The 25,135-nt window shown below is 57.8% G+C and carries 19 protein-coding genes and 2 pseudogenes; 4 read left to right on the top strand and 17 right to left on the bottom strand.

The window, feature by feature from the left end; all coding sequences use genetic code 11:
• The first annotated feature begins 155 nt into the window (after positions 1 to 155).
• Positions 156 to 1,238: an aromatic ring-hydroxylating dioxygenase subunit alpha gene (locus AACX99_RS17135; protein WP_339413639.1), complete on the top strand. Its 1,083-nt coding sequence runs from the start codon at positions 156 to 158 to the stop codon at positions 1,236 to 1,238.
• A complete protein-coding gene (locus AACX99_RS17130) occupies positions 1,235 to 2,188 on the top strand; it encodes a PDR/VanB family oxidoreductase (RefSeq protein WP_339413638.1) in 954 nt (317 codons plus the stop codon). The genes AACX99_RS17135 and AACX99_RS17130 overlap by 4 nt, the downstream gene beginning before the upstream one ends.
• Positions 2,189 to 2,270: 82 nt before the next feature.
• Here AACX99_RS17130 and AACX99_RS17125 read toward each other — a convergent pair whose 3' ends face one another.
• The 4 genes from AACX99_RS17125 to AACX99_RS17110 form a co-directional block, all read right to left on the bottom strand.
• Positions 2,271 to 3,002, bottom strand: a complete 732-nt coding sequence (locus AACX99_RS17125; protein ID WP_339413637.1) for a GntR family transcriptional regulator — start codon at positions 3,000 to 3,002, stop codon at positions 2,271 to 2,273.
• A 54-nt stretch (positions 3,003 to 3,056) separates the two neighbouring features.
• Positions 3,057 to 3,722, bottom strand: a complete 666-nt coding sequence (locus AACX99_RS17120; protein ID WP_339413636.1) for a TetR/AcrR family transcriptional regulator — start codon at positions 3,720 to 3,722, stop codon at positions 3,057 to 3,059.
• Positions 3,723 to 4,055: 333 nt separating this feature from the next.
• The gene (locus AACX99_RS17115; protein ID WP_339413635.1) at positions 4,056 to 4,994 is read right to left on the bottom strand and encodes an alpha/beta hydrolase; all 939 of its coding nucleotides are present in this window, start codon (positions 4,992 to 4,994) and stop codon (positions 4,056 to 4,058) included.
• Between the two features lie 23 nt (positions 4,995 to 5,017).
• Positions 5,018 to 6,460, bottom strand: a complete 1,443-nt coding sequence (locus tag AACX99_RS17110) for a coniferyl aldehyde dehydrogenase (protein ID WP_339413634.1) — start codon at positions 6,458 to 6,460, stop codon at positions 5,018 to 5,020.
• 336 nt (positions 6,461 to 6,796) lie between these two features.
• Here AACX99_RS17110 and AACX99_RS17105 point away from each other — a divergent pair, with 336 nt between their 5' ends.
• Positions 6,797 to 7,276 carry a MarR family winged helix-turn-helix transcriptional regulator gene (locus AACX99_RS17105; RefSeq protein ID WP_339413633.1) on the top strand — a complete coding sequence of 160 codons (480 nt, stop codon included), beginning with the start codon at positions 6,797 to 6,799 and terminating at the stop codon, positions 7,274 to 7,276.
• Between the two features lie 293 nt (positions 7,277 to 7,569).
• On the opposite strand, the gene AACX99_RS17100 is transcribed toward AACX99_RS17105, so the two are convergent.
• The 9 genes and pseudogenes from AACX99_RS17100 to AACX99_RS17060 form a co-directional block, all read right to left on the bottom strand.
• Entirely contained in the window at positions 7,570 to 8,817 is a 1,248-nt protein-coding gene (locus AACX99_RS17100; protein WP_339413632.1) for a thiolase family protein, read from the bottom strand.
• A gap of 2 nt (positions 8,818 to 8,819) precedes the next feature.
• On the bottom strand, positions 8,820 to 10,625 hold the full coding sequence (locus AACX99_RS17095; protein WP_339413672.1) for a feruloyl-CoA synthase: 1,806 nt from the start codon (positions 10,623 to 10,625) through the stop codon (positions 8,820 to 8,822).
• Positions 10,626 to 10,852: 227 nt separating this feature from the next.
• Positions 10,853 to 12,301, bottom strand: a complete 1,449-nt coding sequence (locus tag AACX99_RS17090; protein WP_339413631.1) for an aldehyde dehydrogenase — start codon at positions 12,299 to 12,301, stop codon at positions 10,853 to 10,855.
• Between the two features lie 72 nt (positions 12,302 to 12,373).
• Positions 12,374 to 13,204 (bottom strand): p-hydroxycinnamoyl CoA hydratase/lyase, encoded by an 831-nt coding sequence (locus AACX99_RS17085; protein WP_339413630.1) that lies wholly within the window; start codon positions 13,202 to 13,204, stop codon positions 12,374 to 12,376.
• Between the two features lie 660 nt (positions 13,205 to 13,864).
• Complete coding sequence (locus tag AACX99_RS17080) at positions 13,865 to 14,083, bottom strand: hypothetical protein (RefSeq protein WP_339413629.1); 219 nt, start codon at positions 14,081 to 14,083, stop codon at positions 13,865 to 13,867.
• A complete protein-coding gene (locus tag AACX99_RS17075) occupies positions 14,080 to 14,307 on the bottom strand; it encodes a hypothetical protein (protein ID WP_339413628.1) in 228 nt (75 codons plus the stop codon). Before AACX99_RS17075 ends, AACX99_RS17080 begins: the two co-directional genes overlap by 4 nt.
• A 173-nt stretch (positions 14,308 to 14,480) precedes the next feature.
• Positions 14,481 to 14,916: pseudogene (locus tag AACX99_RS17070) on the bottom strand (3-oxoadipyl-CoA thiolase); the annotation flags it as partial.
• A 103-nt stretch (positions 14,917 to 15,019) separates the two neighbouring features.
• Positions 15,020 to 16,087, bottom strand: a complete 1,068-nt coding sequence (locus AACX99_RS17065) for an alkene reductase (RefSeq protein ID WP_339413627.1) — start codon at positions 16,085 to 16,087, stop codon at positions 15,020 to 15,022.
• Between the two features lie 533 nt (positions 16,088 to 16,620).
• A complete protein-coding gene (locus AACX99_RS17060; RefSeq protein ID WP_339413626.1) occupies positions 16,621 to 17,013 on the bottom strand; it encodes a winged helix-turn-helix transcriptional regulator in 393 nt (130 codons plus the stop codon).
• Positions 17,014 to 17,678: 665 nt separating this feature from the next.
• Between AACX99_RS17060 and AACX99_RS17055 the strand changes: the two are divergent.
• Positions 17,679 to 17,937, top strand: a pseudogene (locus AACX99_RS17055) (tyrosine-type recombinase/integrase); the annotation flags it as partial.
• Between the two features lie 963 nt (positions 17,938 to 18,900).
• On the opposite strand, the gene AACX99_RS17050 reads toward AACX99_RS17055, so the two are convergent.
• The 4 genes from AACX99_RS17050 to AACX99_RS17035 form a co-directional block, all read right to left on the bottom strand.
• Positions 18,901 to 20,289, bottom strand: coding sequence for an efflux transporter outer membrane subunit (locus tag AACX99_RS17050; RefSeq protein ID WP_339413671.1), 1,389 nt, complete (start codon positions 20,287 to 20,289; stop codon positions 18,901 to 18,903).
• 228 nt (positions 20,290 to 20,517) lie between these two features.
• On the bottom strand, positions 20,518 to 22,677 hold the full coding sequence (locus AACX99_RS17045; protein WP_339413625.1) for a peptidase domain-containing ABC transporter: 2,160 nt from the start codon (positions 22,675 to 22,677) through the stop codon (positions 20,518 to 20,520).
• Between the two features lie 8 nt (positions 22,678 to 22,685).
• Positions 22,686 to 23,951: an HlyD family secretion protein gene (locus tag AACX99_RS17040; protein WP_339413624.1), complete on the bottom strand. Its 1,266-nt coding sequence runs from the start codon at positions 23,949 to 23,951 to the stop codon at positions 22,686 to 22,688.
• 17 nt (positions 23,952 to 23,968) lie between these two features.
• Positions 23,969 to 25,096 (bottom strand): hypothetical protein, encoded by a 1,128-nt coding sequence (locus tag AACX99_RS17035; protein ID WP_339413623.1) that lies wholly within the window; start codon positions 25,094 to 25,096, stop codon positions 23,969 to 23,971.
• Positions 25,097 to 25,135: the final 39 nt, after the last annotated feature.

The raw sequence follows: 25,135 nt of genomic DNA, 5'->3' as shown, positions 1-25,135 counted from the left end.
AAACGGCCCCTAACCGTCCAAGAAAACTTGCTTAATCGTCCGATAATCGGCCACAAAATACTCCGCGTGCAGATTTTTGCTTTGACACTCGGCTACGTCAGCGGGAATTATTGGATCCAATAAAACAACCAAGGCCCACCCACAGGAGAGCCTCCATGTTCCCGAAAAACACCTGGTATGTAGCCTGCACCCCGGATGAAATCGCCGAGAAACCCCTGGGGCGGCAGATCTGCGGGGAGAAGATCGCCTTCTATCGCGGGGCGCAAGGCAAGGTCGCGGCGGTCGAGGATTTCTGCCCACACCGTGGCGCGCCGCTGTCCCTGGGTTTTGTCGAGGACGGCCAATTGATTTGCGGCTACCACGGCCTGGCCATGGGTGCCGACGGCAAGACCCAGGCCATGCCGGGCCAGCGCGTACGCGGCTTTCCGTGCATCCGCAGCTACCCGGTGGAGGAGCGTTACGGCTTTATCTGGGTCTGGCCGGGCGATGCCGAGCAAGCCGACCCGGCGCTGATCCATCACCTGGAATGGGCCGACAGCCCGGACTGGGCCTATGGCGGCGGCCTGTTCCATATCAACTGCGACTACCGCCTGATGATCGACAACCTGATGGACCTGACCCACGAAACCTATGTGCACGCCTCCAGCATCGGCCAGAAGGAGATCGACGAGGTCGCGCCGGTCACCACGGTCGAGGGCGAGAATGTGGTCACCAGCCGGCATATGCAGAACATCATGGCGCCGCCGTTCTGGCGCATGGCCCTGCGTGGCAACGGCCTGGCCGACGATGTGCCGGTGGACCGCTGGCAGATCTGCCGCTTCACACCGCCGAGCCATGTGCTGATCGAGGTCGGCGTGGCCCACGCCGGCAAGGGTGGCTATGACGCCACGCCGGCCGACAAGGCAGCAAGCATCGTGGTCGATTTCATCACCCCGGAAACCGAGACCTCGATCTGGTACTTCTGGGGCATGGCGCGCAGCTTCAAGCCCGATGATGAAGAGCTCACCGACAGCATCCGCGAAGGCCAGGGCAAAATTTTTTCCGAGGACCTGCAGATGCTCGAACAGCAGCAGGCCAATCTGCTGGCTCATCCAGAGCGCCAACTGCTCAAGCTGAATATCGATGCCGGCGGCGTGCAATCGCGGCGCATCCTCGAACGCCTGATCGCCCAGGAGCGCGCGCCTGCCGCGACGCCCGAGCTGATCGCCAGCACCGCCGGTGCAAGGAGCGTCCCGTGATCGAAGTTTCAGTAGTCGCACGCAACAGTCAGGCACAGGGTATCTGCAGCTTCGAACTGGCCCGACCCGACGGTGAGCCGCTACCGGCGTTCACCGCTGGCGCTCATATCGACGTGCACCTGCCCGGCGGTCTGATCCGCCAATACTCGCTGTGCAACCCGCCCGGGGAAACCCAGAGCTACGTGATCGGCGTGCTCAAGGATCCCGCCTCGCGCGGCGGTTCCCAGGCCATGCACGAGCAGGTCCAGGTGGGCCAGACGCTGCTGATCAGCGAGCCGCGCAACCTCTTCCCGCTGAGTGAAAATGCACAACGCAGCCTATTGTTCGCCGGTGGCATCGGCATCACCCCGATCCTCTGCATGGCCGAACGCCTGCACCAACTCGGCGCCGAGTTCGAACTGCACTACTGCACCCGCTCGATCGAACGCGCGGCCTTCGTCGAACGCCTGCAGGCTTCGCCCTTTGCTGAGCGCGTGCACCTGCATTTCGACGACGGCCCGGCTGCCCAGCGCCTGGATGCCGACGCCCTGCTCGCCCACCCCGATGCCGACACGCACCTGTATGTCTGCGGCCCAGGCGGTTTTATGGAGCATGTGCTGAGCACAGCCAAGGCTCAGGGCTGGGACGATAAGCGCGCGCACCGCGAGTATTTCGCCGCAGCGCCTATCAATCACACCAACGACGGCAGTTTCGCCGTGCAGCTCAACAGCAGCGGCCAGATCATCCAGATCCCCTCCGATCAGAGCGTCGCCGAAGCGCTGGAAGCGTCCGGCATTCTGATTCCGCTGTCGTGCGAGCAAGGCATCTGCGGCACCTGCCTGACCGGCGTACTGGCCGGCGAACCGGAACACCGCGACCTATTCCTCACCGAAGCCGAACAGGCACAAAACGACCAATTCACGCCCTGCTGCTCGCGGGCGAAGAGTCCGTTACTGGTGTTGGATCTGTAACAGCTAGCCTACGGTCCGTAGGAGCGGGCCATGCCCGCGATGCCTTTGTTCGTTTCGCGGGCATGGGGGTAGGCGTAGCCGCCTACAACAGCCCCTCTACCGCGCCCTTCTGAATCACCTTCACCCCTTCACTGGCGGCCTGGGTTGGGCCGAAGATTTCCGCATAACGCAGGGTCGCATTGGCGTGCTCGCGCATAATCGCCTCGGCCCTCGATCCCTGGCCATTGACCAGGGCGTCGAACACCGCGTGGTGCTGCATATGGGCGAAATTGAAGCGGCGGTATTCGCGGGCCATATCGTGCAGGTCGACCGCCAGGGAGCTGACCGAGGCGAACGGCAGGTGGTCGTTGCGCGCCAGGGCTTCGGCGATGGCCGGGTTGCCGCTGGCAGCGATAATCAGCTGATGGAAGCGCATATTGAGGTCGTGATAACTCTCCAGATCCTCTTCCAGCACATGGCCCTTCTGAAACAGCCGGTCACCCTGCTCCAGGCATTCATGCAGGGCCTCACGCACCTCGACAGCGATACCGCGCTCCGCCGCCTGGCGCGCGGCCAGGCCTTCGAGCACCCCGCGCACCTCGACCGCACCAGCGATATCGGCCGGGCTGACCGCGCGCACCGTGTAGCCGCGCCCGGCGCATTTGACCAGTAGGCCTTCCTGCTCCAGGGTACGGAAAGCGATGCGCACCGGCGTGCGCGACACCTCAAGCAATTCGGCGGTGGGTATCTCGGCGATCCGCTCGCCCGCCGCCAGCTCCCCCGAGGCGATCATCTTGCGCAGCGCGATCAGAACACGCTGACCCGGCTTATTCATAACAGTCCCCACCCCGCCTGCAATGCTCGCCATCATAGCGCAGCCAGGGCACGATCAAGACGCCGCGCCGCGAGACATAAAACATCTGCCGAACATCCCCAGGGCCACCTCGACCCGCTCGCTGATCTGCTCGTCGGACCAGCTCTGCTGCACGCCCAGGGTGAACAGCTTGAGCGGCTGCGAGATCAGCAGCGCGTCGATCAGCTCGACCGCCGGTTCGACATCCTCACGCGCCAACAGCCCTTTGCCCGCGGCCTTGCCCAACCAGCCACGCAGCAGATTGAGGCAGCGCTCGGCGCCTTCCTGATACCAGATCCGCGCGATACCCGGCGCGTTCTCGCGGCCTTGCGCAGCCATCAGGTAGATGCCCAATGCCAACGGCGAAAGGGTCAGGCGCGCCCACAGGTAGAGGTACATACGCAGCTCGGCGAGCAGACTTTCGGCGCAATCGATGCCGCTTTCCAACAGCAATTCGAGGGTGGACAAATCGCGGGCCACCAGTTGCGAGATCAGCTCTTGCTTGCTGGCAACCAGTTGGTAGAGGGTCTTTTTCGAGATGCCCGCCGAACGCGCGATGGCGTCCATGGTGACGTTGGCGAAATTGCCGCTGCCGAGTTCGGCGGCGGCAGCATCCAGCAGCAGGCTCATCTGCTCGTCGCGGCTGCGCACGGCCGGGCGACCGCGACCGCGCTTGGTTGGCTGTGGGGAGGTTTCAGGCATTAGGGCTTCTACTGATAGGCATGGCACGGGATCCTTCGGCGGCGCCTAGCTTACCGTGGCATGCCGGTAAACGCCTGTGTCGCTAGGTTTATCTGTAGGAACCTGGGGGACGCCTAGTCGGGGACGCCTAGTCCTTGCTGTGGTTCGACATTCCGACGATTAACTTCCAGCGCCAAAATTTTCCGGAACGTCGAAGTCGGCTTGTGAATACCTGTGGGAGGGGCTTTAGCCGCGAAAATGTGCCAGTCCAGTCGCGGCTAAAGCCCCTCCCACAAAAAGCCCCTACGCTAGACCACCCAGCTTGCTGCGCGACGTCTGGACGACGGGGGCTTACTACAGCGCAGCGGCAATATTGACGCCCACCTGCTCACCCACCCCAACCTGAAACGCCCCACGCAACCCATCCTCCATCAACTGCCAGGCCTGGTCCGCCGAGTCGTCCGGCCCCAGGTGGGTGAACATATGGTCGCAGCCGGCGAACATCCGTTCGTTTACCGGCACGCCAGCTTGACGCAGCTTCTCGGCATAGGCCTCACCTTCGCCGCGCAGGATGTCGTACTCGGCGGTGATCAGGGTGGCCGGCGGCATGCCGCGCAATTCGTCGACCGTTGCCAGCAGTGGCGAGACCAGCGGGTCGCGGGCCTGGGCCGGATCGCTCAGGTAGCAGCTATTGAAGAAGCGCACCAGGCCGGCACCGAGCAAGGGTTTGTCGAGGCTGGAGAGCTTTAGCCCAGGATCCTGAGCAAGATCCAGCACTGCGTAGTCGATCAGCTGATGCACCACCCGTAGCCGCTGATGCCCGCGCGCCAGGTTGGCTACGCCGGTGGCGAGATTGCCGCCGGCGCTGTGCCCACCAACGGCAATCCGTTGCGGATCGATACCCAGCGCCGCAGCCTGCTCGGCCAGCCATTCCAGCACCGCAAAGCTCTGGCGCAAGCCGGCGGGAAAGGGATGCTCAGGGGCCAGCACATAATCCAGATTGACCACCAGGCAGCCGAGGTTATGTGCCAGCCGACGGCAATAGCTGTCGTCGTGCTCGGGCACCCCGGCGACGAAGCCGCCGCCATGCAGGTTCAGATACACCGGCAGGGGTTCTTGGGATGGCGTATGGGGCCAATAGAACAGCGCCCGTGCCGGCCCCCAGGCGGTAGGAATCTGTTCCTCGGCGACCGCACGCAGCGGAAACTGCGCCGCGGCGTAGACGAATTTGCCTTTCATGCGCTTGGCGAGGGCGCGCAGCAGCTTGGCCTTAAGGGTTTTCACTAGGCTCATGACTTCACTCCTTAACGGCTCAATTAGTTAGCGGTCAGCAGTTGGTCCAGCAGACCATGAATCATCTCGCCATAAGGCGCGCGCATCGCCAGGTTGGACTCACCGATCGGACTCTGCACCACCACCGCCTTGGCATGGCTGAAGGTACGGAAACCGTAGACGCCATGATAGGCGCCCATGCCCGAATGGCCGACACCGCCAAACGGCAGCTCCTCGAACAGCACATGGCTCATGCAGTCGTTGACCACCAGCGCGCCCGAGGTGGTGCGCTGCAGCACCTGCTGGCGCTCGTCAGCATCCTCACCGAAGTAATAGGCCGCCAGCGCTCGCGGCTGGGCGTTAACGTAGTCGATCGCCTCGGCGAAGTCGCGGTAGGTCTTGATCGGCAGTAACGGGCCGAAGATCTCCTCACTCAGCACCTGCATCTGCTCGTTGGTATCGAGCACCAGGGTCGGGGCGACCTTGCGGATCTCGCGGTCGCTCAGATCTTCCTGCGCCGGGTTGATCTCAAGCAGACGCGCGCCCTTGGCATGGGCATCGGCAAGGTAGCTGCGCAGACGATCGAAGTGGCGCGGGTTAATGATCGAGGTGTAATCGGCATTGCTGCGCAGGGTTGGGTACATCTCACTTACGAAGCGCACGGCCTCGGCGACGAAGTCGCTCAGCGACTCTTCCGGCAGCAGTAGATAATCCGGGGCCAGGCAGATCTGCCCGGCATTGAAGGTCTTCACCGTCATCACCCGCTGTACCACGGTGGCCAGGTCGGCGCTACGCGAGACCAGCACTGGCGACTTGCCGCCCAGCTCCAGAGTCACCGGCACCAGGTTGTCCGCAGCGGCGCGCATGATATGCCGCCCTACCGCAGTGCCGCCGGTGAAGATCAGGTGATCGAACGGCTGCGCACTGAACAGCGCACCGGTCTCGGCGCTGCCCAATACGGTGCTCAGTTCGTTGGCGTCGAAGTAACGGGCGATCAGCTCAGCGAGCAAGGCCGAGGTGCGGGGCGTCAGCTCCGAGGGTTTGAGCATGGCCCGGTTGCCGGCGGCGAGGATGCTCGCCAGCGGGCCGAAGGCCAGCACTATGGGAAAGTTCCACGGGCTGATCACCCCGACCACGCCAAGCGGCTGGTAGTCGACCCGTGCCTCGCAGCCAGGGAACGGCGCCGGATGGGACTCGGCCTGCATCCACTCGGCCAAATGCTCGCGGCAATGCTTGAGGCTGGCCACCGAGCCGGCAATATCGGACAGCAGGGTCTGCTCACGGCTGCGGTTGCCGAAGTCCGCGGACACCGCAGCGACTATCTCTTCGCGGTTATCCAGCAACAGGGCGATGGCCCGGTCGAGGCGGTCGCGGCGCAGCTCCAGACTGGCCGCCCCCTCGGCCAGATGGGCCTGCTTCATGGCGGCGAGGGCCGCAGAGAGTTGTTCGGCGCTGACCGCCGCAGCCTGGTGACCGAGAATGCTCATGGCGTAATTTTCCTGCTGGTTAAATTGTTATTAGCCAGCACTAAGTGCTGGACAAGCCGGCACCTCCACCGACTCGTCGGCTGGAGTATGGCAAAAACCACGACAAAGGAAACCGATAAGTTTCCTTATTTTTCAATTTCTGACTAAAGGCTCTACCCCATCAAGCAAGGGGCCAGTGAATAGTCTTGGGCAACACCAAGCCAGCCCAGGGTTTACCCTGAAACGCCGCCAGCGGTTTAAGCAACTGGCCAAAACCTAGCTATTGGTGCGAAACTGATTAGGTTTATTAACCAGTATCCATTTCGGCAACCCATAGCGAGCACCCGGTTCCAGCCAATGGCCAAGAAAAGCCCCCCCACCCCGGAAGTGAACAGCCCAGCCACCGAGCCGAGCGATACCATGCTCAGCCAGTTGATCGGTTACGCCCTGCGCCGCGCCCAGCTGAAGGTCGCGCAGAACCTGGTCGAGCAACTCAACCCCTTCGACCTGCGCCCCGCACAGTTCTCCGCCTTGCTGATCATCGAGGCCAGCCCCGGCCTGATGCAGACCGACCTGGCGAGCATCCTCGCCATAGAGCCGCCGCAGGTGGTGACCCTGCTCAATAAACTGGAAAAACTCGGCCTCGCCGTGCGCGTGCGCTGCAAGCCGGACAAACGCTCCTACGGCATCTTCCTTAGCAAGGCCGGGGAAACCCTGCTCAAGCAACTCAAGGAAATCGCCGCCGCCAGCGACCGCGAAGCCACCGCCGCGCTTAGCGACGCGGAACGCCAGCAGCTGCTGCAGTTGCTGCACAAGGTCTATCGGAACGTCGATTAAGCGCCAAACGCACGAACGGCCTCGCGGCCAATGACTCGGCGTCCCTGCTGCTCCCACGAAAGGCGCGCTCTCGTAGGGTGGATGACGCTTTATCCATCCACCAATCGCAGCGCCGGCAATAACAACAACGGTGGATGAAAAAGGCGTCATCCACCCTACCCAGCTGATGGGCGTACAACCCGAGGGAGGGGCTTTAGCCGCGACAACAGCGGTTGAAGCTCGCCGCTAAAGCGCCTCCCACACCGCTGCACCATGGCGAAGCTCACGGCCAACAACACGTCCCCGCGGGACTGTTAGCCCCGAACGAACGCCGGATTTTCGAGCAGCACCGCCATGCCCTGGCCGCCACCGATGCAGGCGGCGGCGATGCCGTATCGCTGGTTAGCCGCGCGCAGTTGCCGGGCCAGGCTCAGGGTCAGGCGCAAGCCGGTGGCGGCCAGCGGATGACCAAGGGCAATGGAGCCACCGTGCAGGTTCAGGCGCTGCGGGTCGAGCTGCAACTCACGCTGCACCGCTAGCACTTGCGCGGCCTGGGCTTCGTTGATTTCGAAACGAGCGATATCGTCCAGACGCAATCCGCTACGCGCCAGCAGCAGGCGGATCGCCGGAGCCGGGCCGATACCCATCAGCTCAGGCGCCACACCGACCACTGCAGTCGCCAGCAGCCGCGCCAATGGTGTGCGGTCACCAAGCATATCCGCCGAGCCGAGCAAAGCCGCCACCGCACCATCGACCACCGCACAACTGTTGCCGGCGGTCTGCACGCCGCCGGCATGGATCGCCCGCAGGCGCGATAGAGCCGCCAGGCTGGTCGAGCGCGGGTGACTGTCTCGTTCGAGCGATTCGACCCCGCGCGGCAAGGCGATACCGCGGGGCTGATAGCCATCCAGCTCGAAGGATTCGCTGCGCACACTGACAATTTCGTCGGCGAACTCGCCCTCGCATTGCGCGGTCAATGCCGCCTCGAAACTGCGCAAGGCATAGGCATCGGCCTCTTCGCGGCTGATGCCATAACGCCGCGCCAGATTCTCCGCGGTGCCGATCATATCGATATCCGCAGCCGGATCGAACAACGCCTCCCAGAGGAAATCCTTGAATTCCACTCCGGCACCGAGGCGGAAACCACCGCGGTGGGTATAGGCGGCGATCGGGTTGCGCGACATCGATTCGCTCGCAACGCACAAGGCTAACTCAGCCCTTCCGGCGGCGATTTGCTCGCCGGCCTGGCGCAGCAATTCGAAACCGGTGCCGCAGATACGCTGCACGCCCAAGGCCGGAACCGCCTGCGGCACGCCGCTGTACAGGCCGATATGGCGCGGCAACATATAGGCATCGAAACTCGCCTGGGCCACGCAACCGGCCAGCACCGAATCCACCGCAGCCGGGTCTATGGCTGCGCGGCGCAGCACTTCGCGGCCGACCTTGATCCCCAGATCGGTCGGCGAAACCAGACCCAAGGCACCGCCGTAATCGCACCAGGCCGTACGCACGGCCTCGATAATCGTTACGTCGTCGAACGCCGAGTAGAGCCCCTCAGCCATATTCAACGCGCCGCCGTTACGCGCTGCGGGTCCGCACCCTGATACAGGGCTTCGATTCGTTCGGCGCGGCAACTGAGGATCACCCGCTGGTTGAGCGAGCCCTTGTCGGTGACCTCGCCCTTGTCCAGCGATGGCGGCTCGCTCATCAGACAGGCCCAGGCCAAGCGCGAAGCGCTGCCGGTGGCATGCTGGTTGAGCTGTTCGAGCAACTCGCCCAGCCAGGCGCGCAGCCGCGGCGCGGCCAACACTTGCTCGGCCGTGGCGTTGGGCGCCAGTCCGGCCAGCTCACGACAGGCCGGCAACTGCGGGAACACCAGCAGGCCGATGCACTCACGGTTCGGCGCGGTCACCACTACATCCTGGATATAGGGCGCGCCCGCCATGATGACCCGCGTGCGCAGCGGACCAACGCTGACGAACACCCCGGTGTTGAGCTTGAAGTCCTCGGCGATGCGGCCATCGAACATCAGGCCCCATTCCGGGTGCTCGGGGTCAGCCAGTTTCAGCGCATCGCCGGAGCAGTAGAAACCCTCCTCGTCGAAAGCCGCGGCGCTCTGTTCAGGCGAACGCCAATAGCCCGGCATCACATGGGGGCCACTGAAGCGACCTTCCAGCTTGCCGTCCACCGGCACCAGTTTGACCTCGCAACCCGGTGCTGGCAGGCCGACGTAACCGGCCATGGACAGCGGCCCGGTGGTAAAGGTGCAGGACGGCGATGTTTCGGTCATGCCGATACCGGCCATCATCCGGATGCGTTCACCGCAATGCGCCTCGGCCACCGCGTCGAGGCGATCCCAGACCGCTTGCGACAGCCCGGCGCCGGCGAAGAAGAACAGCTTGATCTGCGCGAAGAACATCTCGCGCAGCTCGGCATCCACTTCCAGAGCGGCGACCAGCTCTTCCCAGCCCTTGGGCACGGTGAGGTAGGCGGTCGGCGAAATCTCGCGCAGGTTGCTCAAGGTCTCGGCGAAATGCTGCGGGGTCGGCTTGCCGTCATCGATATACAGGGTGCCACCGTTGTACAGCACGATGCCGACGTTATGGCTGCCGCCAAAGGTGTGGTTCCACGGCAGCCAGTCGACCAGCACCGGTGGTGCCTCACCGAACACCGGGAAAGTTTGCAGCAGCATCTGCTGATTGGCGCAAAGCATGCGCTGGGTGGTGATCACCGCCTTGGGCAGCTTGGTCGAACCGCTGGTGAAGAGGAATTTGGCGATGCTATCCGGACCACTAGCGGCAAAGGCCGCATCCGCCTCATCGCAGGCCTCAAGCCCGAGCAGGCTGGAGAACGAACGGCACTCGCGACCCGCCACTTCCCCCTCGGTCAGCAGCAACGGCGTGGCCACCGGCACCACCGCTTCGATGGCACGAGCGAAGGCCTGACCATCGGCGGCGAACACCAGCCCTGGCTGCAACAACGTGCAGATGTGCTGCAACTTGCCGTAGTCCTGGGCCACCAGCGAATAGGCCGGCGACACCGGGCAATAGGGCACACCGAGATATAGGGCGGCGCATGCCAGCTGCAGGTGTTCCAGGTCGTTGCCAGAGAGAATCAACAGTGGCCGCTCGGCCGACAGATCAAATGCCAGCAGCCCCTGGGCAAGGCTGCGCACCCGCATAAGCATTTCGGCATAGCTGATGCGCTGCCACTGGCCATCGGCGCCGCGACGGGCGATGAATGTCTGCTCGGGACGTTCCTCGGCCCAGCGTAGCAGACGCTCAAGTAACCGCTGCGGGTAAGCCTGCAACGGCTCCAGCGCCTGCATGTACAGCGCCTGCCCGGCCTGGCGCAGCTGCACCGCTGGCATGCCGATCGTTACCGGCCGGTAGATCGGCTCGACACGACCGCTAGATGGGTTGTTCACCTGTAAAACTCCTCAGCAAAGCGCTCCCTGGGCGTCCAGCCGCGCCACCTCATGGGTACGCGGGCTTGGCCTAGGCCGATTGTTCTTATAGTGCTGTTTTGCGCCAACTCTTAGAGCCTGCTGCGGATCTACGCCTTCTGGCCGACGCGCCGCAGACCCTTGGTTGTGTTTCAGATCGGGTAGTGACGCGGCCCATTTTGAATGGTCACCCAGCGCAACTGGGTAAAGAAGTCGATCGACGCCTTGCTGCCGAAGCTGCCATAACCGCTGGCCTTGACCCCGCCGAAGGGCATCTGCGCCTCGTCATGCACGGTCGGCCCGTTGATATGGCAGATGCCCGACTCGACTCGCTGCGCCAACAACAAAGCGCGCGACACGTCGCGACTGAAGATCGCTGCCGACAGACCGAACTCGGAATCGTTGGCCAGGCGCAGCAGCTCCTCATCGCCCTCGCCGCGCAGCACCACTGCCACTGGACCGAAGGACTCCTCATGGTACAAACGCATGGCCGAGGTGACGCCATCAAGCAGGGTCGCCTGCATGATGCTGCCGTCCAGCTGGCCACCGGTTACCAGGCGTGCGCCCTTGGCCAGGGCATCATCGATCAGCGCCTTGATCCGCTCTCCAGCCGAAACGTCGATTAGCGAGCCGAGCACCGACAGGCTGTCGCTTGGATCGCCGGCATGCAGACTGGCGGCCTTACTCGCCAGCTTGTCGACAAAGGCATCGGCCACTTTTGCATCGACCACCAGACGTTCGGTGGACATACAAATTTGTCCCTGGTTGAAGTAGGCGCCGAAGGCCGCAGCCTCTACCGCCGCATCCAGATCGGCATCGTCCAGCACCAACAAAGGTGCCTTGCCGCCCAACTCCAGCAGTGCCGGTTTCAGGTGCCGCGCCGACAGCTCGCCAATGATGCGCCCGACATGGGTGGAGCCGGTGAAGTTGACCCGGCGCACCGCCGGGTTGGCGATCAGCCGGGCGACGATGGCCGGCGCGTCTTCTGGCGCGTTAGTGATCACGTTGACCACGCCATCGCCAAGGCCGGCGTCCTGCAGCACCTGACCGATCAGGCGGTGCACCGCCGGGCTCAGTTCGGACGCTTTGAGCACCACGGCATTACCGCAGGCCAGCGGCATCGCCAGCGCGCGGGTACCGAGAATCACCGGCGCGTTCCACGGCGCGATACCCAGCACCACGCCGCAGGGCTGACGCAAGGCCATGGCAAAGCTGCCGGGCACATCGGAGGGGATCACCTCGCCATAAATCTGCGTGGTCATCGCCGCCGCCTCGCGCAGCATGCTGGCGGCCAGGTGCACGTTAAAGCCGTACCAGTTGGCCATCGCCCCGGTTTCGCCGGCCACGGCGAGGAATTCCGGCGCACGGTCTTCGAGCATCTCGGCCGCCTTGAGCAGGCGTGCACGCCGCTCGTTGGGTGCCAATGCGGCCCAGGCGGGAAACGCCGCCTGCGCCGCTGCCACGGCGGCATCAGCATCTTCCAGGGTAGCGGCGGCAACCCGCGACACCACTGCACCGGTCACCGGGTTGCGGCGCTCGAACACGCGACCATCAGCAGCCGCTCGGGTCTGACCGCCAATCAGCAAAGGCACCTCGAACATGGGGAACTCCTCTTATTGTGCTTATTCTGGAAGCGCGCCAGGCCCGCTCAGGCCTGGCGCCACGTTAGCGTCTTAGCGCTTATAGGCCTGCAGGCCCGGCTTAATGCTCTTCTCGTCGAGAAACTGCTTCATGCCCTGTTCGCGGCCGCCTTCGGTGTCGAGCAGGCGCGATTGGTCGAGCTTGGCGTACAGGTAATCCTCGTTCTGCTCCCAGGTCAGTTCGCGGCAGCGCTTGAAGCCGATCTTCGCCGCGCGCATCACCACCGGGTTTTTCTCCAGCAGGTTACGCGCCAGCTCGATGGTGGTTTCGCGCAGCTGCGCCAGCGGCACGCTCTCGTTGACCAGGCCCATCTCTGCGGCCTTCGCTCCACCAAAGGTCTTGCCGGTCATGATGTAGTACAGCGACTGACGGTGGCCGACGGTATCGGCCATGGCCTTGCTAACCAGGTTGCCCGGTGGGATGCCCCAATTGATTTCCGACAGACCGAAGGTCGCCTCGTCGGCGCAGATCGCCAGATCACAGGCCACCAGCGGGCTGAAGCCGCCACCGAAGCACCAGCCGTTGACCATGGCGATGGTCGGCTTGGTGTACATGCGCAGCAACTTCCACTGCCATTGCGAAGCCTCGCGACGGATCTTCTCCTGGAGGATTTCTGGGCCGGCATCGATTTCGCGGAAGTATTCCTTGAGATCCATACCCGCGGTCCAGGCCTCGCCGGCACCGGTCAGCACCAGCACACCAACATCGGCGTCCTGCTCCAAAGTCTCCAGCACCTCGACCATTTCACGGTTCAGGGTCGGGCTCATGGCGTTGCGTTTTTCCGGACGGTTGAGGATGACCCAACCTATGCCCTCTTCGATCTCGACCTTGACGGTTTTCCAGCGGTTTTCGTAGCTGCTCATCTCACACCTCTTGTCTTGGCTGTTAGCGCCTGGAAACAAAATTACCGCGACAATATAGTTATGTCAATTAACTATATTTAAAAACAACCATCACCTAGAAAACTTAGGAAGAGCCCCCGACACAGCAGCATTTAACTGCCATAAACCAGGATATTGACTGCCATGAAAACGCATAAAATCACGTTAACAACCATAATCTTTTTGCTCATCCTGAAGGATCACTGACGCTGGCGGAGCAATCGGCAGTGCGACAAAGGCTCAGGATGAACGCGAGGGGGTTGGCGATCTGCTCGCGAAAATCGACCTTGGGCTACCGCGATCGTATGCATGAGTTCGCAGGGACTACACAGGACAGAGCCTGGCCCTCACGACGACAAAAACAGGGATGATTTCGTCGCTGGCTGTGATGCCAGCCTTAAAGCAACGCTGAACGCGAAGAGCGAGGTGCGCTCATCGATTGCCAGCCGAGTACATTGCCCGCAGAGGTAGCCGGGCCGGCCTGGACCACAGTCTTATATGACACTGAGTACGCTGAAAGGAGAGTCGGCTACGACTCTCCTTGACCACGAAATAAGCGCCTGAGCAAGCGCAATAAGCGCCGCTCAGCACCTCCCCTCGCCCCACACAATGGTCCGGCATAAAAGCCGGATCTGAGATAAATCACATACCGGTGCGTATAGCGCTCCAGGTGCGTATGCACATGCGCTCGACACCCTGCGGCAACGACTTGAGCACAATCAATGAAGGGAGAACGTCCTGCGACACATACATATTCGGATTGTCCCGGATACTGGCATCGACCAGAGGTGTGGCGTCCTTGTTGGCATTTGGGTAACCGATGGCGTTACTGGCCTTGGCGATCACCTCTAGACGCATCATATAGTCGAGGAACGCATGGATCCCATCGCGATTGGCCGCACCGGCGCGCCCTCCTTGGGCAGGATCATGTCAACCTTGATGCCCTTACCTACCACGTCCGCCAATCGCGTTGCCAGTGCCACACCGCCTGACCAACCGATGCCTACACAGATATCACCGTTGGCCAGATCCATGCCATAGCGGGAAGAGTTGAAGTAATTGATATGCGGACGAATCGAAACCATCAGCTCCTTAGCCTGGCGATAATCGTCTTCCTCGGTGGAGTGTGAAGGTAAGCCCAGATAATGCAGCGCAATAGGCAGAACCTCGTTGTTCGGGGGTCCGCATGGGCCGTGCCGGAGACGATCAAGGTGAGCGCGACAATGGCGGCAATCTGCTCGCGAAAAACGGCATAGCGCACCGCTGCACAGTTGGCGGCGAAGACTTCGCTGAGTCCGATGACGCCGAAGTCATGGACGCTGATCTTCAGCCGCTCGAGTAGCTTGCGTACCGCCGGCACCGGACCTATGCCCATAACCGGCGGTGCCACGCTGGCGCTGGCCATACCCAGCACTTTGGCGCGGGCGGTCAGGCCGTATTTCTGGACGGCGTCGCGCGAGGCCAGGGTCAGTACCACGGTACCGCCATTGCCTCCGAAGCGTTGCCGGCGGTGACGGTCTTGCTCTCGCCATTGACCGGCTTAAGCTTGCTCAAGGTTTCCAGGGTGGTGGTCGGGCGCAGATGCTCATGGCCTCGATAACGCTGTCGCCCTTCTTGCCCTTAATCGTTACCGCCACGATTTCCTTGGCGAAGAAGTCTTCGGCCTGAGAACGATAGGTCTCTAGAGATGCACGTGCAATCTGGAAACGCCATGCCCGGCGGACATGGCGCGAGACGGAGCGAGTCAATTCAGATCAAGATCTTAACTTCCAGCTATTACGCCTCGATCATGAATGACTAGGCCAACGGCGGGTAGTCTGTATAGCCTTCTTCCGAACCACTGTAGTAACTAGAAGCATCCGGAGTTGCCAGCGGAGCGTCCTGACGGAAGCGTTCCGGAAGGTCTGGATTACTAATAAACAGCGTGCCAAATGTGACTGCATCAGCCAAGCCGTTTTGCAACGCCTGTTCCGCAGACGCCCGGTCGTAGCCAACATTCAATACGAAAATTCCTGAGAATCGCTGACGAGCCCCAGGTGCAAGAGCTTTAAGGCCTTCCGGAAGGGTCGCCGGTTCCATGAAATGCATAATGCCAACGTTTTTCTTTTCCAGCGCTTCCACCGCGTACATGTATGTATGCTCGAGATTGGAATCGCCCATATCGTTATACGGAATGCGCGGCGACAATCTGACCGAGACACGGGCCGGCCCAAAGACCTTTATCGCAGCATCAGTGGCCTCAAGCAGGAACCGCGCTCGCTTCTCAACGGTGCCACCATACTCGTCGGTTCGCTTGTTCGAACCATCTTCCAGAAACTGTGCAGGCAGATAGCCATTGGCGCCGTGAACCTCGACGCCATCAAAACCCGCTTCTTTTGCAGCCTGCGCAGCCTTTTCATAGTCTGTGATGGTGGACTTAATTTCATCGAGGGTTAGTTCGCGTGGTGTCACAGAGGGTTTGATGCCTTCTGGCGTGAACGCCTGGCTATTGAAGGGGACCGCTGATGGTGCGACCGGGAGTTCTCCACCATGAAAATCAGGGTGCGACGCTCTCCCGGTATGCCAGAGCTGGGCGAAAATGAGACCACCGGCTTCATGCACTGCCAGGGTTACCTTCTTCCACCCCGCAATTTGCTCGGGAGTATAGATTCCTGGGGTATTCGTCCACCCGACCGCCTGGGCGCTGATCTGGGTACCCTCCGTGAAAATGAGACCCGCCGATACGCGCTGCGCGTAATATTTTGCAGCCAATTCATTGGCAACCTGATCCTTCGATCGACCTCTGGTCATTGGTGCCATGAAAACCCGATTCTTGAAGGTGAGCTCTTCATTGCTCAAGGGGGCTAAAAGCTTTAGGTTTTCCATGTTTTCCTCATAGTGTTGAATTTAATTGATGTCCGCCCACACTCGATGATTAGTCAGGCACGGCTTGACTAAAGAAGCGCTCTCTGTCGAGTGACACCATTGGCGGGTTGAAACTCGCTCACAAGAGTGACGAATGAATGTGGCGGCTAGGGCCACTTGTCTCAAAGTGGGGGCAGACGAGAAGGTATCAAAAATAAACCTAGCGTCAATTAGGCACTATTTGTCGCCTTAGTAGGCTTGAGGAAACCTGGTGCTCAGAAATAGTCGTAGGCACTTGGCTGTTGGGCCAACGATAGGGGCATCGAGCGTAAGAGCAGCTGCAGCACTCTGTGTTCTTGCTCGAACGAGCCTGAACAACCAATGTGTAGATCTGGTAGAAGTAGACACCAATATTACTGCCATAGTACGGACGGCCAGAGTCCGCGTACCGTGCCGCCTCGGACGAAAGCCGCTGGCTTGGTTTCCATCTACGTATCAGGTATCGGAGATCAATGCATGATCGTCCGAGGATGCGTTCATACAATCGAACGGCGCTACCTACCCTGCGGATTTGTCGTTCCGCTTACAGCAGCGTCGAACGCCTGCCGGGCAGCATCGACCTCCGGCAGCTTCGCGACCGTCCATTCGTGCAGCGCCCGAAAAGGCTGTTGCAACGTGCGACCCAGCGGCGTGATTTGATACTGCACAGCGACCGGTGAAAGCGAAATCACCTCTCGCGATACTAGCCCGTTGCGCTCCAGCCGGCGCAGGCATTGGGTTAGCGCTTTTTGGGTGACACCTTGCAGGCGACGGCGGATCGCGTTGAAGCGTTGTGGACCGTCATCAAGCACGGCCAGCACCATCATCGACCATTTATCAGCGATCTGGTCGAACAAGCCCCGGCTAGGGCAGTCGGACGAGAAACAGAGCGGCTCGATTTCAAGCATGACGGTTTCCTTATTAAGTACCTGGGCGATTTAAGGTGCCTAATTGACCCCAAGTCTACAAGATACACCACCAATGTCTTTCAAGCGCTACCGAACGCCTGCTCATCACTCATCTCAATATGAAGTGGCTTGTTTCGTCCCTTCTCCATCCGGTCACTTGAGTTGCATGACCGAATTGTGGCAGCACCGATGGCGAATCTGTCCGCTCCATAGGGTATTTCGGGCTCTGGCTACTGACGAATCGCTGGGCGGAGGTTAACGCAGGATAATCCTGCCAGAAGGCACGGTGGTAGGCCTGGCCTCGCAACTGGGTCTCAACGCCGCTTCCCCCACTCTTGCATAGCTCAAGAACTGTGGTCACCTGTGATGAGAGATGCTGACCCCGGCGCCTATTTGAAGTGCACCGTCAGCGCAAACTCTCGATAAAACACGTTATCAAGAGCTGTTACCGGTACCGATTTGACCAGCGGCAAAGTCACTTTAGCGAATAGGGGCATGACCGGTTATGCAGTCAGAAAGCGACTTTGGGCCAACAATCATAAGGAGATGATTGAGCAGACCCCCTCCCCACGTTGCTTGTTTGGTTTCAGAGTGGCGCGCTTACCACAACGCTGGATAACGATGTCGCTGCTTCTTTGGTGGCAGCTCATGATCATCAAATGGAGCGCGCGAATAAGCGATTTCAGGAGCAGTTTCTGCGCTCCGCTTCCGCAGGCTTTACCTCGATACGCGTCCACGACCTGAAGCACACCTCCGGTCGAAGACTAAGGGCCGCGGGGGTCACCGAGGAAGACAGGAAAGCCCTGCACCACCAGCAACTACTCGGGCGCAGAACTGGGCAAGCTGATTGATGAAGCAAACAAAATTTCGGCTACCGACTCACGTGGGCCGGCGCTGACAATACTGAGGAGGAAGGCAGGATGAAAAAAGTCCCGCAAAAGTCCCTGACACAAAAAAGCCTGGTCATCACTGACCAGGCTCTAATGCTTGAATTATATGGTCGGGACTGTTGCACGGCCACCGGCGGCGAGCGCCCACCAACAACGGCTAACGCCGCGCGCGAATCTCCCAAACATCTACCTAATCCTGGTTCTTGGCTTTCCGTGCAACGCTGAGCGCACACACCTTCCGATGTAATATCCGCGTAGTGGCTCTGCAGACCTTCACGCCGACTTGCATACGAACATTCCGGAACGTTACTAACTGTTACTTGTGATTTCCCTTCAATAAATCAATCACTTACCTTATCTAACTTTTTTCGTTTCTTTATGCGGAGCGAGTGATTGCTAATCTGCACGAATGGCAGTCAGTCCAGTACTCGCCAGCAGTAGCGAATGTCTTTCTCGGGCTTGGCGCCAGCGTAGAGCACTACAGGGTGATTTTAACTAGGTCGGGCACACGCGGAGGGGGACTGCCTGATACCAGCCGGAAAGAAGAGTTATCGCAGGAATTGATACATGTCTTTACGCGAGCCCGTCGGTGTGAATATCCGCTTGGCCCGCAGCTGTAGCCTTTGAGAGGAAGCTATCGGCTAAATAGCTGCCAACTCCTAGCTTCTTCCGGCCCAGATGGCTACGGTTTTGTTGGCGGGCGCCAAGCGTCGGCACAATGAGCTCTCCGGCTTCGCGATAAAGCGTCCAGAGGCATGCTAGATAGCTCTAGGATGGGCTTTATAGGATTTTATAGTCAATTATAGAGCGATTATAGAATCCGTTCTTGAGACTTGGTTTGCGCTGCCCGATTATGGCCAATAGCTACTGGCGGCAAGCGCCTGCTTCCGGCCCAAAGCGGGCATTGAGTGTCCACAAACTCAGGGGCTATCCAGCAGCGGCAAAACTCGTACAGCAGTTGATATTTCCCGGGAGAAACTTTGAATTGGCCGGATGTCTAATTGGTATGTTGAACTGATACCGCCGCGTCTCCCCCTAAGGACTGGTACAACGTGTTCAGATTCTGCAACTGGCTTAACTTCGTTTGTGCTAAGAGAAGCTCTGCAGTACGAAGCGACTCTTGAGCATCCAGCCACATGCGCAAGGCTACCGCTCCGGCTCGATAGCGAATTGCGTACAAGCGCTCGGCCTCAGCCGCAGCGACCACATTCTGCGCCTGGAGGCTGGCCTGCTCAGCAAGATAAGCGCGAGCCGATAACGCGTTCTCTACATCAGCAAATGCCTGATAGAGCGCCTGGCGAAACTGAATTACAGACACTTCATATTGAACCTGCGCAATCTCTGTATTGAGTCGCATGGCATTCAGATCTAGGAATGGCAACGTCAACCCTGCCCCTAGAATTGCAGTAGGATTAGCTATTAGATCACTCAACGAAGCACTAATGCTCCCTGCGGATCCCGTCAGCGCCAGAGTGGGGTAATAGCTGGTTCGCACAACATCAACATTAGCCAGGCTCTGGCGTAAGTTGAGTTCAGCAACATGTAAGTCCGGCCGATGGCTTAACAGCGCTGCAGGCAATCCCTCCGGCACGATGGGTAGCACCCCCCCAGGTAAAGTCTGAGGCTCTTGCCCCAATACCTCCTCCAACACATTGCTTCCGGGAGGTGAGTTGAACAGTACCGCGAGTGCATTGCGCGTTTCGACCTGCGCTTGACGCAATTGAGAAAGACTACTGCGCTCAGTCAGAACCGCTTGCTCGGCCTCCCGTTTCTCAAGCGCGGAAACAGCACCGGCAATAGACTGTGCATAAACCAGTTGCTGCGTGCGCAGCGCAAAAGAAAGACTCTTCTCAGCCGACACTACTCGTTGATTGAAGAACGCGAGCCTCCAGTAGAGATCGGCTGTAGTACCTATCACATTGAGTCGCACGGTTTCACGGTCAGCCTCCGAGGCCTCTAAGGCCCAACGAGCAATATCCCGTTCGCGGGCTAGTCTTCCCCAAAGATCAATTGTGTAGCTGACCCCTAGGTGCAGTGAGCTGGAGCGGTTACTCACGCTGGCCCCATTGTCGAGACGACTGCCCCCTGTCGCAATCAGCGTGGTTTGGGGTCCAAATTGCAGCGGGTCACCCGCTCGAACGGATATGAGCTGAGACTCCCGTACATTTAATGCAGCCTTGGCCAGATCGTTATTGCGGGCAAGTGCAGAATCGATAAGAAGGTCCAACTTTGGATCATCGAAGCGCTGCCACCAAGATGCACCATTGGTAATACTGGAAGTATCATTGCCATCATATCCAGTGTGGGCCCACTGGTCGGGTACTGCCAATGGCGGCCTAATATATGTGCTTCCTGCACAAGCTGTTAAAAGGACGCTTGCCCCCATCAATATCCAAATACGTGCCAACCACATTAACGAAAGGACTATATGTTGCTCAAACGAAGCAACCGCGACACCTCGCCATACCAGAACACACATATTGTGTATTGTAAGTTTTGCTCGCATCAAAATGTTAAAAGCCTGTCAGGTTGCATAAGGGAGCTACGAAAGCTCGGTGATGCCCGAAGCGGAATGCTGGCCCGGAGTAAAATACTGAGCATGACGCAACTTCGCCTACGACAGGCTTGATAGCTGTTCATCGCGCAGGTACTCAGTGGCTTCTGCAGGTGAAAGAACAGAAGAAATCCGCCCCTTGTGCATAAGAAGAATTCTATCTGCCGACAGCACGGTTTCAGGTCGATGAGCGATTATGATACGAGTTATTTTTAAGGATTTGATTGCCCGACTGACAGCCCTCTCGTTCGACACATCAAGATGGCTGGTAGCTTCATCAAGAAGAAGTATCCGCGGTCGCTTATAAAGTGCCCGCGCCAACATAATACGCTGCTTTTGACCACCGGAGAGTACCGCCCCCATATCCCCAACCAAGGTGTGGTACTTCATAGGCATAGCCTCAATATCATTGGCGATATGAGCCATTTCTGCGCACTTCGCCACCCAGTCGTAATCTATATAGCTATCGAATCCTGCTATATTTTCGACGATCGAACCACTAAATAGAATGTCGTCCTGCAACACTGTAGCAACAATCTTCCTAACATTATCCATCCCGATCTCTTTGATGTCCTTTCCGCCAATTAAGATACGACCCTTGGCTCCCTGATAGATTCCTAGAATCACATTGAATATGGTGGACTTACCACAACCTGAAGGCCCAATTATTGCTACCGACTCGCCCTCTGCGACTTTTAGGCTTAGACCATCGATAATATTTTTTTCGAACAGCGAATATTGAAAGGAAACATCTTCACACTCTAGGGTGGAGGAGGCATCACTAACATCGAAAATCTCCGAATCATCAACCCCTTCCGAAGCGGACAATACAATATCACTCAGACGATCAGCCTGTAATTGGATATTCTGAATAACGAAAAGGTTATCAATGAGTGCAATGACTCTGGTCTCGAACAAAACCTTATAAGCAAGAAAAGCAATCAATGCCCCAACAGTGTGCTCCCTTTCAATCACCAACAGTGCACCGTACCAGATCACAATTATGCTCTGAACATCAAAAATCAGGGACCTAAAGAATTTGAACCATATTTCATTTTTTTGCGTTGAAATTTTTGCATTTACTTGCTTTATGAACAAGGTCATCCATGCGAGTCGACGGTCCCGCTGCTGACCATAAAGTTTAATTTGTCGAATTCCACGAATGGTTTCCAGCAAGTACGAGCTCTGCTTTGCACCGTGAATAATTTCATTTCTAGAATAATTTAGAAACGATGAATTCATTATCCATCTGACCAAAAAATATAATAGAGTGCTAACAAGGACAACCCCCGCCATCAGCGGTTGATAGAGGAACAGTATAAAAATCACAGCAATAGAAAAAAAACCGTCCAGAATCGACTCAATAAACGATGTCGTCAGCATTTTCTGAATCAGGTCGATACCACTGAACCGGGATACCACATCACCCACATGTCGCTTCTCAAAATATTCAATCGGTAGCGAAAGCATATGCTCAAGAATATTGTCCTTCCATTGCACATTCAAGCTTGTGCCGAGGTACATAAGAAACCAGCTTCGAATGGATCCGACTAAGTTTCGGAGCAGGTAGACCACGGCGAAACCGGCGGCTAATACCGCGAAAACTTGTTGATCATTCGCACTGATCGCATTATCAATCACTAACTGCAAGTAAAATGGCGAAAGGGCGGTAAAGAACTCCACAGTAATCGCGAGAAAAAGTACCACACCAATCGCCCGCTTCCTCCTTTTAAGCTTACCCATCAGTTGCAAGAGCGGAACATTCTTCTGTTGCTTGACGGCGACAAAATCCGGATTAGGCCAAATCTCTATCGCCACCCCTGTGAAGGACTGTGATACGTGCTCTAACGGCAAACGCCTCTCACCATGGGCCGGATCGACGATGATCGCGTAATCTGCACCAATTTTTCTTAGCACCACAAAGTGATTAAAGTTCCAATGCAAAATGCAAGGGAGCTTGATCTGCTGCAGACCAGACAGACCAGTACGAACTGGCCGACTGGAAAGGCCATTGTGCTTACACACCCTAAGCAACGAGCCCAGGGAGATCCCCTTCAGTGAGACGGAAAACTTGAGGCGCAAGTCGCGTAAGGTCACATGATGACCATGATAATTTGCCAACATCGCCACGCAAGCGAGACCACACTCAGTCGACTCGGTTTGCAGAATTGTAGGAAAGCGCGGCTCAAACAGCTGTGAGAAATACGACCTGTTCTTCATAACGAGATTTATTTAAGTTTTTCAGAGAGTGTGGAAAAAGGACGAATGAGCCATTGATAGATCCTGTGCTTCTCCAACATGATGTCTGCATCGAGGAGAAGCCCGGGTTTAAGCGGATACATCGACCCATTTCCCTTTATAGTTTGCGTCTCAATCCTTGCCTTTACTAGGTACATGGGTTCAGTAATAGAAAGCTTTGAACCCAGCGCTATCTCGTCCGGAAGCAATGACGTTCCAGATATGGAATAGACAGTACCTTTCCCTTGCCCAAACTGCTGATATGGATATGCAGAATATCGAAGATATACGGCATCGCCTTTCTTAATGAACCCGATAGCAGCAGCGGATACGAGAAGTCGCGCCTCCAACTCAGATCCAGAAGGTAGTATGAATGAGACGGGCTTGGTGTTGTCATAGTATGATCCATTTACGCCCTGGATCGCCGTGACCACTCCGGTCGCCGGTGCCTTGACGATGGTTCCCTTCTGCGATTCTGCTGCCAATATTTGCTCTTCGAGTGCCAGCAAGTCCCCTTTGATCTGCAGCGTGCGCCTACCAAACTCAGAGATGGCCCCCTCTCTTTCGAAATGCAAGTTGGCGATATCGCGAACGGTCGACTCAAACTCCCGTTGCCGCTCGTGATAGTCGATCTGACTATTCAAAGCGGTAACAGTCTTGTCCGTCATCGAATCGTCCGAGATAGCATCCTGTAGACGGGCCTCCTCGTATTTTTTCAGACCGATAGCCAGCAGATCGTTCTTTTTCTTGACCTCTCCCAGCTGCGCATTAATGAGTTTCTTTTCGCTCTTCTTCGACTGGATCTGCCCATCTAGGCTGCGCAAGTTTTCCTCATACGCAATCTCTTCGCTCTCTAGTTGGCGCTGCAACAGGTTTTTCCGCTCAATCAACAAGCCAATAGTCTCTGTCGACATCCCCCTATTTTCGGCACCAAACACTTCGGATGAAACGGAAAATAAGGGATCATCCTGATTAACAACCTCATCCTCCGCAACATAGTACTGCTTGATAATTCCTGGTTTAGACAGATACACCGGAATTGCACCGCGGGTCGAGAATAGCTCTCCTTTCACGGTAACCCTTTTCGTATATGATCCCAAAAACAGAATAGCTATCAGAATCGCCAACACCAAAAAAACTATGATCAGAATGGCGCGGTAAGAATCAGGCAAATAGAGCAACACTTCGCCATGAAGACTCTTCGCTTCGCTTCTAGCCTCCTGGGCTTCTTTTCTGAACAACTCTTTATTTTCCATATTGGCAATTCACATCTTCAATTAGGCCAATTGCCAAAAAATGAATCCAAATCAGAAGATAGAAAACATCCACCGATGACATGTTGTTCAAGGAAATCTGTCTGCTGTTCAAATATTTCCAGCATTTGAAATTTTAATCGTTCATGCACGATCGCCCGGCACTTTCTATCATTTTCTGCGGCCTCCAGACATTCATGGGCCATCTCAATCAGCCGAGTGATCGAAGGTCCTTCACTGCCCAGAGCCAGCATAAGGTTTCGCGCTCGCTTGAAAAGCACATGCTCGAATGGGAGCGCAGCCTGAGCTATTTTCTTGGCCAGCAAACAATGCGTGGTAGCGAACTTTTGGGCCGGCGCTTTCCCCTCATAACCCGGCATTCGGCGCCAAAGCCAGCAGCGTACCGTTTCATAAACGAGACTGGCGAATTCAAGCTCCATTGTCACTTGAGCCGCATGACCGATGGCGTTGAACGGCAATAACGATCCTAGTGTCTCTTGGTCGGACTGCGTAGGCTCGATACATACCTCAAAGCTCAGAGAAAGATACTTGACGATTGCGGCCTTCGAGGCAGCACAAGATTCCTTTATCCCGATAAGATGGCCGCGATCATCGGCATAACGATAGAGCTGCTCAGGGGTCATGGTGACGCCATCCAACACCCCATCATGCTCCAGGGCAATCAGCGCTAGCATATTCATCAATCCATGAAAGAACCGAGATGCCACCGAACATACGGAAGGAATCTCGACCTCTTCATCGAACAGTTTTCTACAAAAATAGAGGGAAGGGGATCGATATCCTATGTATGCAAGTGCATACATATGACTCAGATCTGGCGCAGCACCATCAACTGACCTCTGTCTCGCTACATAACGCCCGACTCCTTCCATGAGCTTCGCCACAGCATCCTGGTGACGCGACAGCGCCTTCAGAGACTCAACGTTAATTGGCTTGCCGCTGATGCCCCGCGAGTCAGAATAGGGACATGACTGATACGAAGATTCATCAAGCTTGTAAAGTACCGACCGCCCTTCGAGGACGGGACGCTGTTCTTCGTCCAGCCTGTCGGGAGGGCAGAAAAGCAGGAATGCCTTATTACGCCTCATGTACTCGACATCGAAAGGATATGGCAGTTTATAAGTCATTCTCGTAAATCCACACAGGACTGTTTCACTCCGCAAAGC

It is taken from the genome of Pseudomonas sp. EA_35y_Pfl2_R5 (assembly GCF_963970805.1).
Lineage (GTDB): Bacteria > Pseudomonadota > Gammaproteobacteria > Pseudomonadales > Pseudomonadaceae > Aquipseudomonas.
The sequence above is the reverse complement of the archived record's forward strand: the minus strand, read 5'-3'. Positions and strand labels throughout refer to the sequence as shown.

Excerpts from the sequence above, each read along its gene's own strand:
- AACX99_RS17105 (WP_339413633.1), top strand. The coding sequence starts at position 6,797 with ATGGCCAAGAAAAGCCCCCCCACCCCGGAAGTGAACAGCCCAGCCACC.
- AACX99_RS17045 (WP_339413625.1), bottom strand. The coding sequence starts at position 22,677 with ATGAAGAACAGGTCGTATTTCTCACAGCTGTTTGAGCCGCGCTTTCCT.
- AACX99_RS17100 (WP_339413632.1), bottom strand. The coding sequence starts at position 8,817 with ATGGCTGAGGGGCTCTACTCGGCGTTCGACGACGTAACGATTATCGAG.
- AACX99_RS17050 (WP_339413671.1), bottom strand. The coding sequence starts at position 20,289 with ATGGGGGCAAGCGTCCTTTTAACAGCTTGTGCAGGAAGCACATATATT.
- AACX99_RS17085 (WP_339413630.1), bottom strand. The coding sequence starts at position 13,204 with ATGAGCAGCTACGAAAACCGCTGGAAAACCGTCAAGGTCGAGATCGAA.
- AACX99_RS17135 (WP_339413639.1), top strand. The coding sequence starts at position 156 with ATGTTCCCGAAAAACACCTGGTATGTAGCCTGCACCCCGGATGAAATC.
- AACX99_RS17040 (WP_339413624.1), bottom strand. The coding sequence starts at position 23,951 with ATGGAAAATAAAGAGTTGTTCAGAAAAGAAGCCCAGGAGGCTAGAAGC.
- AACX99_RS17060 (WP_339413626.1), bottom strand. The coding sequence starts at position 17,013 with ATGCTTGAAATCGAGCCGCTCTGTTTCTCGTCCGACTGCCCTAGCCGG.
- AACX99_RS17095 (WP_339413672.1), bottom strand. The coding sequence starts at position 10,625 with ATGCCAGCGGTGCAGCTGCGCCAGGCCGGGCAGGCGCTGTACATGCAG.
- AACX99_RS17035 (WP_339413623.1), bottom strand. The coding sequence starts at position 25,096 with ATGACTTATAAACTGCCATATCCTTTCGATGTCGAGTACATGAGGCGT.
- AACX99_RS17075 (WP_339413628.1), bottom strand. The coding sequence starts at position 14,307 with ATGGTTTCGATTCGTCCGCATATCAATTACTTCAACTCTTCCCGCTAT.
- AACX99_RS17090 (WP_339413631.1), bottom strand. The coding sequence starts at position 12,301 with ATGTTCGAGGTGCCTTTGCTGATTGGCGGTCAGACCCGAGCGGCTGCT.
- AACX99_RS17110 (WP_339413634.1), bottom strand. The coding sequence starts at position 6,460 with ATGAGCATTCTCGGTCACCAGGCTGCGGCGGTCAGCGCCGAACAACTC.
- AACX99_RS17115 (WP_339413635.1), bottom strand. The coding sequence starts at position 4,994 with ATGAGCCTAGTGAAAACCCTTAAGGCCAAGCTGCTGCGCGCCCTCGCC.
- AACX99_RS17065 (WP_339413627.1), bottom strand. The coding sequence starts at position 16,087 with ATGGAAAACCTAAAGCTTTTAGCCCCCTTGAGCAATGAAGAGCTCACC.
- AACX99_RS17125 (WP_339413637.1), bottom strand. The coding sequence starts at position 3,002 with ATGAATAAGCCGGGTCAGCGTGTTCTGATCGCGCTGCGCAAGATGATC.
- AACX99_RS17080 (WP_339413629.1), bottom strand. The coding sequence starts at position 14,083 with ATGATGCGTCTAGAGGTGATCGCCAAGGCCAGTAACGCCATCGGTTAC.
- AACX99_RS17120 (WP_339413636.1), bottom strand. The coding sequence starts at position 3,722 with ATGCCTGAAACCTCCCCACAGCCAACCAAGCGCGGTCGCGGTCGCCCG.